Here is a 14,394-nt window from a genome sequence, read left to right as displayed (position 1 = left end):
TTTGATTCCATCTGTCCGATTGACTTGGTTACTTCTCGTCGCCGGGACCGTGATTGCGGTCCTCGGTCTTTGGCGATTGGATTACCAAGACAATCCTCGAGACCTCTATCTAAGAGCAGGCCCAGAGAGCGATCTACTTGAACAGATGTATGAGTCGTTTGGATCGGACGACAACACCGTCATGGTGATGGTTCAAGCCAAGCAACCAATTTTCTCGGGCGACCTGATAAAAGAGATGAAACCGGTCGTCGATCGGCTGCAGGAACTGCCCGAAATCGAAGAGGTTAACAGCCTATTCAGTCTTCGCCGCCAACGTGTTCCGATTCTTCTGGTCGATCCAGATCGCAACAGCCCTCAGCAGCTGGCGGAAATGGAGCGTCTGGCCTTACAGCACCCACTTGCCCGCGGCCTGCTGCTGTCCGAAGACGGGCACTCGACCATCCTGCTGATTCGCTTAGCCGGAAAATCACTAAACATTGCCCACATGCAAGAAGCACTGGAGAACATTGAACAGTTAGTGACTCCACTGCGCAAATTGCCGGGTATTCAATTGTTCATTGGAGGGCCGCCGACCATTCGAGTCGAAAGCCTTGCCCGGATCCGAGTCGAGCAATTCAAGTTTTCCATCATTGGTGGCCTGTCGTCGCTATGCATTGCGATTTTCATTTTTCGCCAATGGCAGGCGATCGGTTTGGGAATGCTTGGCCCTACGATAGGAGTCGTCTGGACGATGGGGGCGATGGGCTGGATGGATCAACGAATCGATGGAATCAAAATCATCATCCCATCGCTATTGTTTGTCATCGGGTTCACCGATTCGGTTCACTTGGTGATGGGACTGGGACGCTTGCAGACCAAAGCAAAAAAGAGGCTCTCTTCGCGTGAAGCGGCATACCGCACCCTGAAGGAACTGGGCGGTGCGTGTTTAATGACTTCGTTAACGACCGCTGCCGGTTTCGGATCGCTGATGCTTTCAGGAACGACCAGCGTTCAGCGTTTTGGCTTCTGCTGTGCAATCGGTGCGATGTTGCTGTTCCTGGCGGTCGTACTGACCTTCTGGGCGCTTGCAGCCAGCCCTTTTGGAGCGGCGGTAATCAACGCCAAACCGTTTGCCAAGCCTCCGGGCCTCCGCCGCCGTCAACCGACTTGGCTGCGTGCGATTCGACGAATACTACGATTTCCCAAAACAACCGTGGCGGTATCGATCATCGCCTGCCTAGTAATGGGAGCGACATGCGTTCGCTTAGAACCCAATATTTTCTGGACCGAAAGTATTGCCAAAGGAAGTCCCACGATGCGATCCGTCGAAGAACTGGATCGTCATTTTGGAGGGACCGCGTACGGCGCCGTATTGGTTCGCTGGCCTGCCGAAGCCAACGTGGCTTCACCTCAGGTCATCAATGCCATGGCAGCAACACATAAGGTGATTCGCGAGGAATCGCGTTTTGGGGTCCCCTTATCCATTGCCAACGTTTTGGCGAGTGCCGATTTTTTACCGGGCGGATACGCAGACCGCTGGGCCGCATTACAACGTCGTCCGGAATTCAAGAAACAAGCGAGACGATTGGTCGTCGACGAAGAGGGCGACGACCTTCCGGGGGAAGCCGTGATCTACTTCTTAACGGCCGACGTAGGAGCCAACGCCCTGAAACAGACGCTGGAAAAAGTCAACCGCTCGCTACAGAACATCGAAACGGAAACCGGAGTCTCCCTGACCCTAGGTGGGACCCCGGTGGTCGCAGGAAACGTTTTCACGAACATGATCCAGGAATTGGCGATCAGTTTGGCGGTCGCATCCGTGCTGGTTTTTGTGATCATTTCGATCCCGCTCCGTTCCCTGACACTGGGACTGGCCAGCCTACTTCCCAACGCGTTTCCGCTGCTGGTCGCCGGGTTTGCGATCTACTGGACCACTGGCTACCTGACGTTGACCAACACCTTGACGTTCTGTTTGTGCTTGGGAATCGCTGTCGACGATACCATTCATTTCCTCAAACAGTACCGTGACAGTCGCCTGGAAGGGCACTCCATCGAACGAAGTGTCCTGATCAGTTTACGGCGAGTCGGACGCGTCCTTTTACTTTCGTCATTGATCCTGGTCGTGGGGATGGCAGGAATGCTTGCCAGCGAGACCCCGCCGCTCAGAATTTTTGCAATGCTGGCGATGTTGGCGATTCTGACCGCGTTGATAGGTGATTTGATCATCCTGCCAGCGATCTTGCTATGCACCGCAAACCGCCGAAAAAAAACCTAACCCGCTGCGTCAGCCCGTCACGCGACTAGCAATAAATCCGATGGCCGGAAGTCCGTTTTCTTGCGATGCAATTGCCCCAAACGGGTCTCCGCCGTTCACTTTCAAGTCGTTCCGGCTATCATTTTGGCGGGGCTGTCGGAGGCTTCACGATAACGGCCCACCTGAATCGCACCGGAGAAAGAGACCAGCATGCTGATTGAGCATACATTTGAACTGCGAGTTCGCTATGACGAAACCGATCCTATGGGGTTGGTGCACCATTCCAATTACCTGAAATATTTTGAAATCGGCAGAACCGAGCTACTGCGGGCTTCGGGAGGCAGCTACCGTGACATGGAAGCGGCAGGCCAGTTGGTCGTGGTTGTACGGGTCGACTGCCGCTACAAATCGCCTGCGCGGTACGATGATTTGATCCAGATCCATACGGCCGTCAGCAAAGTGACCAACGCAAAGATCATGCACCATTACACGATCCGTCGGGGCGAAACCGTCTTGGTAGAAGCCGATGTGACGTTGGCGGTGATCGATCGAAACGGACGCATCCAACCGGTCCCCGACGAATTGCAGCAATCTTACCAACGACTACTAAATTCGGAATGACGATCCGATTCAAGCTACGATAAAGACCTTCGGTTCGAAACTCGATAAGGACTCTCGTGATGTTGATTCGGTCGCTGACTTTGCTGCTGTGCCCTATCCTCCTGGCAGGAAATCCGACAAACGGTTTTGCCCAGGAGGTTCAGATTACGCCCGATGTGGTTTATGGGCACAAACTGGGTCTAGCGATGACGTGTGATGCCTTCACGCCAACCGAAAATGCTAACGGAGCGGCGGTTCTTTTCATGGTCAGCGGAGGTTGGTATTCCGGCTGGACGGCCCCTGAACAATCTCAAGCCCTTTTTCGCCCACTCACCAACAAAGGGTTTACGGTCTTTGCGGTCCGGCACGGCAGTAGCCCTCGATTCTCGATTGCCGAAGCGGTTGCAGACGTCCGACGCAGCGTTCGCTTTATCCGCACCAATGCAGCTCGATTTCATATCGACCCAGAGCGTATCGGCGTTTACGGGATGAGCGCTGGAGGGCACCTGTCATTGATGCTGGGGACCGCGTCCGACGAGGGCTCTACCGAAGCGAAAGATCCAGTCGAACGCGCAAGCGATCACGTTAACGCCGTCGTCGCGTTTGTGGCGCCTACCGACCTGCGGATCATGGCTCAGGACGCTCCCGATCGACTCCCCGCCTACGACCGCTTTCCCGCTTTAGAAATCGATCAAAAGACCGCCGCGAAAGATTCGCCACTGCTTCACGTCTCGGCGGACGATCCTCCAACGCTTCTGCTGGCAGGGGTCAAAGACGAACTTGTACCGATCGACCACAGCCGAAAAATACACGCTGCCTTTGGCGAAGCCAACGTCGAAAGCCAATTGATCGAATATCCAGAATCGGGGCACGGTTTCCAAGGCGATGACGCCCAAAAAGCGATCGAAGCGACCGTCGATTGGTTTCAAACGCATCTGACCAAGTAAAGCCTGCCATCGATCCATGAACGGCAACCGGTTTGCGGCATGCGGCATGCGGCTTTGCGAAAGGACGTCACCGGTCCGGCAAGAGTCTTAAAATTTTTCAAAAACCCGGCTGGTTTACCAGTCGACTTGCGACGATCCGTCACAAAAACCGTTCGCGCCGGATCTGCCGCCGACGCGTTGGATTGTCGTAGGTATTTTGCGAAATCGGATGAAGTGGACGATAACGGAACTGCTTTGATTTCAGTTCTGGCTAAAATACGAGGGAAAATGATTCCGTCTGCCGCTGGCAACCAAACCCATTGGTACCATTGCAGTCGTCCCCAGAGGGGGATAATTGCTATTACTCATTGAGAAATGATTTTGCCAGATACTGCTCCGCACCGACGCTCCCAGCGGTTGCTTGAACCGTTCGCCGTTTCGGCTGTCGTGGTGCTGTTGGTCGCTTCCGGTTTGATCTCCTTCCAGAATACCCGCCGCTTACGTCTACATACCGACCTGGTCAGCCGGTCGCATGAATTGCTAAGCGTGTTGCGAGACGTCGAATCGGACTTACGGTCGGCCGAATCGGGACAGCGAGGCTACGTGGTCACCGGTCAAGAGATCTACCTGGGTCCTTACGAATCGGCCATGAAACACCTTGATGTGGCGATGCGTGACCTGGAAGTCATCTCCGAGAATGACCCCGTCAAACAGGCGGAATTGATCGAGCTACGAAAGCTGGTCGCCCAAAAAAGCGACGAACTGGCAGCCACGATCGATCTACGCAGGGAATCCGGATTCGAAGATGCCCAGTTGGTGGTTGCCACCAACATTGGCCGCCGAACCATGGAAAGCATTCATGACCAGATCGTCGATTTTCGTCGAACCGAAGAACTCCTGATCTCTGAACGAGAGCAGCGTGCCGCAACGACCTACTGGCTGGCTCTAGCGACCGGTCTGGTTTCGACGATCGCTGGACTAATCCTGGTCCTAAGCGTCCTCTACATGGTGCAGTGGAACCGGCGACGGGCCGAGCAATTTGCGGAGGCGATCGAAACCGAACGAGACCAACTGCAAGCCACCCTTGACCGCGTCCGCAGCCTGGAATCGGACAAAGAGCGGCTAGACAAATACATGCGGACCTTTCTGGAACAGATCGAAGATTACGCAATTTTTGCGATGGATGCCGACTTTCGTGCCACGACCTGGAATCGTGGAATCCTAAAAGTACTTGGATTCCACGAAGAAGAATTTATCGGAAAAGATGTCCGCAGCCTGATTTTTACGCCCGAAGCCCAAGCGTTGGGGATTCCGGATGCTGAATTCGCCGCGGCGGTCGCGGCCGGAAGCGCCAGCGACGATCGCTGGATGATGCGAAAAGGGGGCAAGCGATTTTGGGCTTCCGGAATCAGCAGCGTCGTCCGCGACCGGGACGACAACGTGGTCGGATATAGCAAGGTAATGCGAGACCTGACCGAACGAAAACGCGACCACGATGCCCTGGCCGAACTTGCTGCCAGACTGTCCGAATCAGACCGCCGGAAGAACGAATTCCTGGCGACTTTGGCCCACGAGTTAAGGAATCCGCTGGCCCCAATCAAAAATGCCGTCCAATTGATGGGCATGTCCAAACTAGACGATGAATCCGAGGAATTGCGACAAACGATGGCTCGTCAAATCGAGCAAATGGTTCGATTGATCGATGACCTACTGGATGTCTCGCGGATCAGCCGAGGCAAGATCAACCTTCGCAAAGAAGTGACCGACCTACGAAGCGTTATCAAAGCGGCGGTCGAAGCTTCCAACACTTTTATCACCGAAAAGAAACAACATCTAAAAGTCGATATCGAGGACAAAAGCGTCCCGGTCAACTGCGACCCAGCCAGAATGACTCAGGTCGTATCCAACCTGCTGAACAATTCCTCGCGGTATAGCGACGCAAATTGCTTGATCGAATTAGGCCTAACAACAGAAACGCGAAACGATGGAAAGGAATGGGCAACCATCCTGATTCAAGACAATGGAATCGGGATTGCCCCCGATCGCATCAACGAAATTTTCCAGATGTTTGCACAGGTCGATAACACGCTTGAACGCGACAATGCCGGACTGGGCATCGGACTAACTCTGGTGAAAACACTGGCTGAAGTTCATGGTGGAACCGTGTCGGCGAGCAGCGACGGAATCGGCAAAGGAAGCCGATTCAGCGTGTGCATTCCGATCAGTACTGAATCGGTGGCATCCAGCGGAGAAATCGATGCCGACCTTTCGACTCCGTTCCGCTCATTCAAGGTCTTGGTCGTCGAAGACATGGCAGCGCTGCGAAAGATTATGGCCAGCCTACTGACCAAACTGGGGCACCATGTTGAAGTTGCCGAAAGTGGTTCGACCGCGATCGAACATCTAAAATCCTATCAACCCGATGTGATCTTTTCCGACATCTCGATGCCCGGCATGACCGGTTACGACCTGGTCAAACAACTGCGAAAGAACCCTGCAACCGCTCAGATTTACATGGTGGCGATGACCGGATTTGGACAGTCATCGGATCGTAAAACGGCCCGAGAATCGGGTTTTGACGAACACATGATCAAACCGGTCGACATCACCAAATTGCAAGATTTGTTCACCAAACTTGCAAAACAGACGGCCAACTGATCTCTTCTAACACAAAGGTCACGCGGCGACGATGCTCGCTTCGCTAGCTGGCAAACGAATGATAAACGCCGTTCCTTTGCCAACGGTGCTTTCCACGCGAATCCGACCTTGATGGGATTCGATGATCTCCTTGCACGCCGCCAACCCCAGGCCGGTTCCTCCCTTGCCACTTTCGTCCGGCCCCTGCTTGGTCGAATAGAAGGGTTTAAAAATCAGTGGCAATTGCTCCGTCGGGATGCCGCAACCATAATCGCGAATCGTCAGCACGAACTGATCGGCGTCCCCTTTGGTTTGAATGGATACCGTCCCTCCCTCGGGCATCGCTTGACGAGCATTGATCAATAGATTCAAGAGAACACGTTGCAGCTGATTTCCGTTGGCGATCGCGGTCGGAGTGGTTTCCGAAAAATCGGTTTCGATGCTGACCCGATACTTACGCATCTCCCGCTCAAGCAAGACCAAACTGTTGCGAATCAGTTCGCAAACATCGGTCGGCTGCTTGCCCTCTTCGCGATTTCTGGCTTGCCCGAGAATCGTCGCGGTAATTTTTGCCGCCCGCTGCGAGGCTTCTAAGATTCGATCAAAAGCTTTATCACGAGCCGCTTCGTCTTTGTTACGCATTCCAGAACGGGCGTAGTTAAGCACCGTCATCAAGACATTATTGAATTCATGCGTTGCGGTACTCGTTAGCTCTCCCAGCGTTGCCATCGCCTGCATCGATCGCATCTGGGCCTGCAGTTGCTCGACTTGCTGTTCGAGCGGTACCGATCGCTGTTCGCTTGCCTGTTTTTGTCCGTCCGTCATGAATCTGCCACCGTTGGAGGTTGCTAGCAATTAGTTTTGTACGGCCTGTACGCTGTGTACCAACCGTGCGCATGAATTCGTCTGAAATGATCTATCGGGAGATAAGGGAGTTCCGCTATAGACCGACTGGGTTGGCCCGCACGCTTTGACATTTATCGATTGATCTGGAGGAGCCCCGGTGCCGACAACTCTTTTCACGCGATCTTATCTGTCTGTCGCAAACGTCCACCACGGAGGGTGCTGAAATGTTGGATTCCCCCCAAGAATCAATCCAATTCGAACGCAATGTGATTTATCGTCTTCGCCAAAGACTGGCGGACGCACGCCAAGCTGGATTTCGGATCCGGACCGAATGGCTAGGCGGCGAGACGACCGGATGGTGCGAATACGGCGGATCCCGCTGGATATTCGTCGACCTTTCGTTATCGGTCGCGGAACAGTTGTCGCAACTGGACGAAGCCCTGCGATCCTTTGAATCTCAACGGACCAGCCCCCTCCAGGCCGCCGCTTAGGCAGAAAAGCGAATTCAGCTGCTGGCGGGGAGCCAGCAGCGAAAAAGCGTGTAGAGCCCCCGCTCCGAAGGCCTAGCGGCCGACGCATCCAACGCGGGAGGGCTCCACTCCATTCTTCAAACGCCCGCAAATCGCCTGATTCCAGGCAATCCCGGGCAGCGTGGCCCCAAAGCGGTCGCAGAACGGCCCAACCCACCTAGCAATACGCAAGGTTTCTCCATGCCCGACCGGTGAGTGTCGCCCTTCGCTCGGGACGGGAAAGAACGCCCCCTGCAAGCTACTTTCGCGTTACCTAGCCACATTTCCGTACGAACCAAAAAAAATCCCGCACTTTGAATGCGGGATCCTGTTCATTTTCGACCGACAAAATCGGTAAAACAAATGCGGTTCAGCAACGACGGGTTACCAGTCGCCCTTGGTTTACAGAACGTAAACGAGGGAGCCGACCATGGCCATTGCGGTCTTCCCCCGTCCCTTGGGACGAGCGACAGACAAACGGCCAGTTCTTAGGCTTGGAAGGAACTTCCGCAGCCGCAAGTTTTGACAGCGTTAGGGTTTTCGAAAGTGAAACCCTTCTTTTCCAGGCTGTCGTACCAGTCGACGGTGGTTCCGTCCAAGTAGAGAGCACTTTTCTTGTCGACAACGACTTCAACGCCGTGCGATTCGAATTTGCTGTCGGCTTTATTATCGAACTTGTCATCGAAGTTTAGGGTGTAGTTAAAACCACTGCAGCCGCCGCCTGCAACGCCGACCCGGAGCACCATTTCGTCGCCAAAATTATGTTCTGAGCGAAAGCGAACAACTTCTTCTGCGGCGCGTTCGGTAAGCTTAATTGCCATTGAGTGTGACCCTCGAGGATTTAGTTGGGGGACATTGGTTTTTATTGATTCTATTCCATCACCCCTGAAAAAGGCAACCCAAACCTAGCTTTAAGTGGTTATTTGCTCTGTTTTTCGGCTCAATTCATTGCAATCGGCATCAGGACATCTGCGGCTGCAATCAATTGGGGATTGCTGCAACGCTGCAAATAGAACTGCCGTGGCGCTTCGCGGCATAGGCACAGCGCCAGAAACCGGTCGCCCGAAACGAATCGTATCGGGCTGACCGTACGGCGGGTGGTTTGCCCCTTTGCGTCGACATAGTCGAACTGAACGACATAATCGTCCGCTCGGCGGGTCGCAAATGCCACCGCCCGACCCATCTCGCCTTCACGAAGCGAGATCGGTTGTGTCGACTGGGGTGCAGAAAGGGAAGCTGAAGCGGTCATCGAATTCTCGCAGGTCAGTGGGTCACGGAACTGCAAGTAGTATCGCTGCGGCCTGGACACCTTAGGTCACTCCCTTTTTTACAGCCCCAATTCCTTCAGAGTCGGCTCCAGCGCGGTCGCCCAGCGGCGATACCCCTCGGTGCTCAGGTGAAGCTGGTCTGGCATGATTTTCTTATCAATCGTGCCATCGGATTCCATAAACTGATCACTAATATCCAGGTACTGCACATTGTCCCGATCGGCAAACTTACGAATCCGCTGATTAATGGCGTCATTGTTTAGGCGTTTCGGATCTTCGGCGGAGGCTCCTCGGGGAAAGATCCCGTGGAGAACAACCTTGGTCTTGGGCCACTGCTTCGCCATGATATCAAGGATCGCTTCGACCCCTTCGGCCACCTGATCCGGGTCTTGCATGAAATGGCCCGTGTTGTTGGTCCCAATCAATACGACAGCAACCTCAGGTTTGATATTGCCTCGATTGCCGTGAGTCAGTCGCCAGATCACGTTTTCGGTTCGGTCTCCACCGATCCCAATATTGATGGGATCCCGGTCACTGTAGAATTCTTTCCAGACCGATTTTCCGGATCCTTCCCAGCCCTGAGTGATCGAATCACCGATGAAGGCCAATTTCGCAGTCCCCTTCGCACGCTTGGTGATGGCAGCGTCCCGTTTTCGCCAGTTTGGTTCGTCGCCACGTGTCGCAGGGATGGTGGCTGGGTTGACGTCGTACTGTTCGTGCAGATCGCGGTAGCGTTGCTGCAGGTTGGCAAGGATTTCAGCATATGCGGGATCCGCGTGGACGCTGGTCATTTCCTGCGGATCTTTTTCCAGATCAAACAGATTCCATTCACGTGTGCGAGGGAAGAACATCAGTTTGTACCGATCGGTCCGAACCCCATCGTGGCGAGGAACATTATGGACGGCAGCATTTTCGTAGTACGCGTAATAGATGGCGTCGCGCCATTCATCGTCGGCAACGCCTTGTTTCTTCAATAGCGGCACCATGCTTTGACCTTGGATGTCGTCAGCGATTTCGGCGCCGGCCCATTCCAAAAACGTCGGTGCATAGTCGATGTTTTGAATCAGCGCCTTCGATTCGGTGCCGGGCTGAATGACGCCTGGCCAACGGATTAAGAAGGGCATCCGCAGCGATTCCTCAAACATCCAACGCTTGTCATACCAACCGTGTTCGCCCAGGTAAAAACCTTGGTCCGAACTGTAGATCACGATTGTATCCTTGGCCAAACCGGACTCGTCTAAGTAGTCCAACATTTTGCCAACGCCGTCATCAACGGCTTGGATGCAGCGGAGGTAGTCTTTCATGTAACGCTGGTATTTCCACTGCGTCACCTGCTTGTCAGTCAATTCGCCTGCTTTCATGCGGCGAATAAAATCTTGATTCTGTGGTTCATAAGCAGCGTCCCAGGCCTTCTTCTGTTCGGCTGTCATCCGTGCATATTCACCGTTGCGATGTGCCGAGGCAAAGTGTTCGGGAAAAGGTGTGTCACCATGGAACTTCATGTCATGCCCCCAATGAAAATGGTTGGCAATCGACATCTCGTTTTCTTTCAGCAAAGCACTCCGGCCCGCGTAATCGTCGAACAGCGTGTCCGGTTCGGGAATCACCTGGTCATTAAACAGCGAGTAATGCCGCGGCGGAGGTGACCAGTTGCGATGTGGGGCTTTGTGTTGACACATCAAAATGAACGGTTTGTCTGGATCGCGATCTTCCTCCAACCATTTCAAAGAATTCTCGGTAATGATGTCGGTGCAGTAACCAGGACGTTGCACTCGAGTCCCATCCATCTGGATGAAATGAGGATTGTAGTAGCTCCCTTGGCCGGGAAGGATTTCCCAGTGGTCAAACCCTGTAGGGTTGGTTCCCAGATGCCACTTCCCGATCAGAGCCGTTTCATACCCTGCCTGCTGAAGTTGTTTTGGGAAGGTTGGCTGATCCCCATCAAAACGATTTCCGTTGCGGCGGAATCCGTTGATGTGACTATGTTTGCCGGTCAAGATGCAAGCTCGTGACGGGCCGCAAATCGAATTCGCACAAAACGAATTATGAAAGACGGCTCCCTCCTTCGCGATCCGATCCAAATTCGGAGTCTGATTGACCTTCGACCCATACGCACCAATCGCTTGCAACGCATGGTCATCAGAAAAGATAAACAGAATGTTTGGTTGCTTGGCCGTCACCGCGGTGGTCGACGAAAATGCGGACCCCAGCAGGAGGGCAAAAAGAACGACAAAGTTCCGGCGTGAGTGCATTGCTTTCAATCCAGACGATCAAGGGATGGTAATGCGATGTTTACGAAAAGAATAGTTTACATCGTGGCGACTTGTCCGTTTACTCAACTCAGTCTAACTCCATGACCCAAGCTACAATGTCATCAAACAGATGACACATCCGTCTCCGATTGACGGCACCAAGATTGTTGACGAAGTCTTCACAACCGAACGAAACCGCAAAAACACTAGTAAAACGCAACACGGGACCAAAAGAATAAAAATGTACGGTTATTTGGCCCGGATTGTGCATCTATTTGTTCATTTGAATTGGTAGCGTGAATCCAAGTCGAATAATTCCCCCCGCAAAAAAGAGATACAGCCATGTCCGCATTATTGAAATGGGCCGCCGTCCCTGTTGTCGCCTTCGCCCTGGCATTTGCCGCCGACGCACCACAAGCCGAAGCCTATGATGGTTTCCGAGTCCAAGTCGGTGGCCTGAGCATCGGGGCGCATTCGAGCCATTACGGTAACTATGGCCACCGCGGCTACAGCAGCCACCGAATCTACAATCCCGGTCACCACTACGGCGGCTATCAGTCCTACCGCAGCTATTCGCGGCCACACCTCGACTACCACGCACCAGCGATCGTGCCTCATCGAGGCCACTACGATTACGTCCCTGGGCACTTTGACGTCCACCGTGGAAAGCACCACAACCACTACCGTGGAAGCCATCGTCGCCATCGCTAATGGGTCGACTTAGCCGACGGACAGTCGGCTAAGCGAGGCATGCCATAAGTGCCGGCAGGTTGGAGAATCCTCCAACGGTGCCGGCATTTTTTATGCATCCACGCCGCAGGAGCAGAGCTCCTGCAGCACTACATTGCCGATTGATAAAGACCGGTAATTCGGTCTCGATCGAGCGGGATAGGATTAAACGTCCCTGTCCATTGCTCGGCTGCAGCTTGCGAGAGTTCGTCGATCGCGGTTGCGTTTACGGCTAACTGAGAAAGATTCTGTTTCAACCCGGCCATGTCTAAAAAACCGGTCAATAGATCCGCCAATTGGCCGGCGGCATTTTCCAAGTTACGGACCGGCTGGACTTCTGCGAGCAGTTCCGCATACCAGTCTTCGTATCGCGAGCCATTCATACGGACCACGTGCGGCAACATAACGCCGACCGCTTGCCCATGGACGATGTCGAATCGTGCGGTCAATGGATTTGCGACGGCGTGAGCGGCCCCCAACATCGATGTTTCGATCGCCAACCCTGCAAGACAAGATCCAACCTGCATTTGCGAGCGAGCTTCAAGGTCATTCGGATCGGCAAGGACTTTCGGAAATCCATTGGCCAGCAACCCGAAGGCTCTGCGGCTGAACGTCAACGACATCGCGTTGCGGGGCTTGGTGACGTATGTTTCCACCGCGTGTGAAATCGCATCGATACCGGTCAGAGCGGTGACTGCCGCCGGCTGAGTCAGAGTCAATTCGGGATCCAGCAGTGCGACCCGGCAGGCCGCTCGTGGATCTCCGCAGGCCATTTTTACGTGTGTCTGGGCATCACTGATCAACGCAAACGATTGCGCTTCGCTGCCGGTTCCGGCGGTCGTCGGAACCGCGATCATGGGGACCATGTCCGCGGTCGCTTTTCCGACACCCCGATAGTCATGCATCGTGCCGCCACAGGAATAAACAAAGTTAATTCCTTTGCAACAATCCATGCTGCTTCCGCCCCCCAGACCAATCAGAATATCGGGCTGGACTTGGCGAGCAAAATCAACGCCGGCTTGGACCATGTCCGTCGTCGGATTTTCGCCAAAATCATGAAACGAAAAGGTTTCTAATCCAGCGGCTTCTAGAGCCTGCTTTCCTTTATCGTAATGGCCCGCCGAGACAACGCCTCGGTCGGAAACGATCAGGGCACGTCGGCCGCCGCTCGCGCGAGCTAAATCACCAAGCTGCTGAATCGCGCCGGCACCAAAAACGATGCGGGGACGAAGTTGAAAGTCGAAGGGATGCATCAACTGACGGTCGTCAAAAGGTGAGGATTCTGAAGGCAGGGGTCGAGCTATGGTTGTAGCAGGTTCCGAAACGAACTTCGAGCCACCTGCTAAAACGGCAGCCAAGGTTTTGCCAAACTAAGCAAACCGATAACCAGCAGCAGACCAAACGTGACAATCCGTAAACGAGCTCTACCCAGCCAAGTTCCAACCCGCAGCCCCCCCCATGTCACCACCAATAACCAGGGGATAAAGATCAAAGTCGCCATCGCGGTTTCCACGATCCGAGACCCAAACAACAGCCACAACACGAAGAGCGCGGGCACGATACTAACCAGATACATCGAGAATAAAAACGCTCGCGTACGCCTGGTCCCCCAGTCGTGAGCCTGTACCCAAAGCACCATCATTGGCCCCCCCATCCCGACCAACCCTTGCAGGAACCCCGAGGAAGTGAAAGCCAGCCAGGACCAAGCAATCGGCAGCGATTCTCTTGGCTTCGGACGTGCAACGATGATCGTCAATGTCACCAACAACACCACTCCGCCGACAAACTGGCTGATCTGTTCACGCGGCAAATTATCCAACGCGACCAATAGCCACGCCCCCAGCGGCAACGTGGCGACACGAAGCAACGCTGGAAAGCGGATTTCTCGCACGGTGACATAGCTGCGGAAAGACCACACCCCCGCCAAGTTTTGAGGCAAAGTCGCCACCAGCAAAGCCGTTTGAGCTTCCGGAAGCTGATAGCCCCCCCACAACAACAGCGGCACCGAAACCAGTCCAGCGGCAAACCCGGCAGACGCCTGAACAAAAATTCCAAGCGAGAGGATCAACAGTAACGGTAAAAGCGTTTCCCAAGGCAGCATGACACGAATCGTAGAGCGGACCGCCGCAAGAGGCTAGCGGACAACGGATACCCGCAGCAGGAACCAACCGCCTAGCAACGGCACTCATGCAGCGACGCTCGCCAGAGCGGGGCCAGAACGGCAAACCGCCACAAATCAATTTCACGCCCCGAGCGAAAGAACGACCTTCAATGCTATTTTCGCGAAGGACGTGCGATTTATAGGTTGGCGGTTTGCTAGAGGATTGCAGTGATGTGGCAAGAGACCAAAATCCCAACCCGCTGCGTAAGCGAGGGATAGCGGCATGTTCTTTC

Annotated in this window: 12 protein-coding genes; 6 read left to right on the top strand and 6 right to left on the bottom strand. The window is 54.1% G+C overall.

The annotated features are described in order from the left end of the window. The first annotated feature begins 1 nt into the window (after position 1). The 4 genes from FF011L_RS04170 (at position 2) to FF011L_RS04155 (ending at position 6,417) form a co-directional block, all read left to right on the top strand. Positions 2 to 2,254 carry an efflux RND transporter permease subunit gene (locus tag FF011L_RS04170; protein WP_145350388.1) on the top strand — a complete coding sequence of 751 codons (2,253 nt, stop codon included), beginning with the start codon at positions 2 to 4 and terminating at the stop codon, positions 2,252 to 2,254. 189 nt (positions 2,255 to 2,443) lie between these two features. After that, positions 2,444 to 2,854 (top strand): acyl-CoA thioesterase, encoded by a 411-nt coding sequence (locus tag FF011L_RS04165; protein WP_145350386.1) that lies wholly within the window; start codon positions 2,444 to 2,446, stop codon positions 2,852 to 2,854. Positions 2,855 to 2,913: 59 nt separating this feature from the next. Beyond that, the gene (locus FF011L_RS04160; protein WP_145350384.1) at positions 2,914 to 3,780 is read left to right on the top strand and encodes an alpha/beta hydrolase family protein; all 867 of its coding nucleotides are present in this window, start codon (positions 2,914 to 2,916) and stop codon (positions 3,778 to 3,780) included. Positions 3,781 to 4,140: 360 nt separating this feature from the next. Continuing rightward, the gene (locus tag FF011L_RS04155) at positions 4,141 to 6,417 is read left to right on the top strand and encodes a CHASE3 domain-containing protein (protein ID WP_218932997.1); all 2,277 of its coding nucleotides are present in this window, start codon (positions 4,141 to 4,143) and stop codon (positions 6,415 to 6,417) included. Positions 6,418 to 6,435: 18 nt separating this feature from the next. On the opposite strand, the gene FF011L_RS04150 is transcribed toward FF011L_RS04155, so the two are convergent. Continuing rightward, complete coding sequence (locus FF011L_RS04150; RefSeq protein WP_145350380.1) at positions 6,436 to 7,221, bottom strand: sensor histidine kinase; 786 nt, start codon at positions 7,219 to 7,221, stop codon at positions 6,436 to 6,438. Between the two features lie 245 nt (positions 7,222 to 7,466). Between FF011L_RS04150 and FF011L_RS04145 the strand changes: the two genes are divergently transcribed. After that, positions 7,467 to 7,733, top strand: coding sequence for a hypothetical protein (locus FF011L_RS04145; protein WP_145350378.1), 267 nt, complete (start codon positions 7,467 to 7,469; stop codon positions 7,731 to 7,733). Between the two features lie 506 nt (positions 7,734 to 8,239). Here FF011L_RS04145 and FF011L_RS04140 read toward each other — a convergent pair. The 3 genes from FF011L_RS04140 to FF011L_RS04130 all read right to left on the bottom strand — a co-directional run bounded on the left by FF011L_RS04140 (position 8,240) and on the right by FF011L_RS04130 (position 11,271). Beyond that, a complete protein-coding gene (locus FF011L_RS04140) occupies positions 8,240 to 8,572 on the bottom strand; it encodes a HesB/IscA family protein (RefSeq protein WP_145350376.1) in 333 nt (110 codons plus the stop codon). A 119-nt stretch (positions 8,573 to 8,691) separates the two neighbouring features. Continuing rightward, the gene (locus FF011L_RS04135) at positions 8,692 to 9,000 is read right to left on the bottom strand and encodes a WYL domain-containing protein (RefSeq protein WP_246109729.1); all 309 of its coding nucleotides are present in this window, start codon (positions 8,998 to 9,000) and stop codon (positions 8,692 to 8,694) included. 78 nt (positions 9,001 to 9,078) lie between these two features. Further along, positions 9,079 to 11,271, bottom strand: a complete 2,193-nt coding sequence (locus FF011L_RS04130; protein ID WP_145350374.1) for a sulfatase/phosphatase domain-containing protein — start codon at positions 11,269 to 11,271, stop codon at positions 9,079 to 9,081. Positions 11,272 to 11,613: 342 nt separating this feature from the next. On the opposite strand from FF011L_RS04130, the gene FF011L_RS04125 reads away from it, so the two are divergent. Next, positions 11,614 to 11,982, top strand: coding sequence for a hypothetical protein (locus tag FF011L_RS04125; RefSeq protein WP_145350372.1), 369 nt, complete (start codon positions 11,614 to 11,616; stop codon positions 11,980 to 11,982). Between the two features lie 128 nt (positions 11,983 to 12,110). Here FF011L_RS04125 and FF011L_RS04120 read toward each other — a convergent pair whose 3' ends face one another. Both FF011L_RS04120 and FF011L_RS04115 read right to left on the bottom strand, forming a co-directional pair. Further along, positions 12,111 to 13,253: an iron-containing alcohol dehydrogenase gene (locus tag FF011L_RS04120; RefSeq protein ID WP_145354945.1), complete on the bottom strand. Its 1,143-nt coding sequence runs from the start codon at positions 13,251 to 13,253 to the stop codon at positions 12,111 to 12,113. A gap of 89 nt (positions 13,254 to 13,342) precedes the next feature. Beyond that, a complete protein-coding gene (locus tag FF011L_RS04115; RefSeq protein ID WP_145350370.1) occupies positions 13,343 to 14,101 on the bottom strand; it encodes a sulfite exporter TauE/SafE family protein in 759 nt (252 codons plus the stop codon). Positions 14,102 to 14,394: the final 293 nt, after the last annotated feature.

The organism is Roseimaritima multifibrata, from assembly GCF_007741495.1.
Lineage (GTDB): Bacteria > Planctomycetota > Planctomycetia > Pirellulales > Pirellulaceae > Roseimaritima > Roseimaritima multifibrata.
Note: the sequence above shows the minus strand (reverse complement) of the source record. Positions and strands in the feature narration are given on the sequence as shown.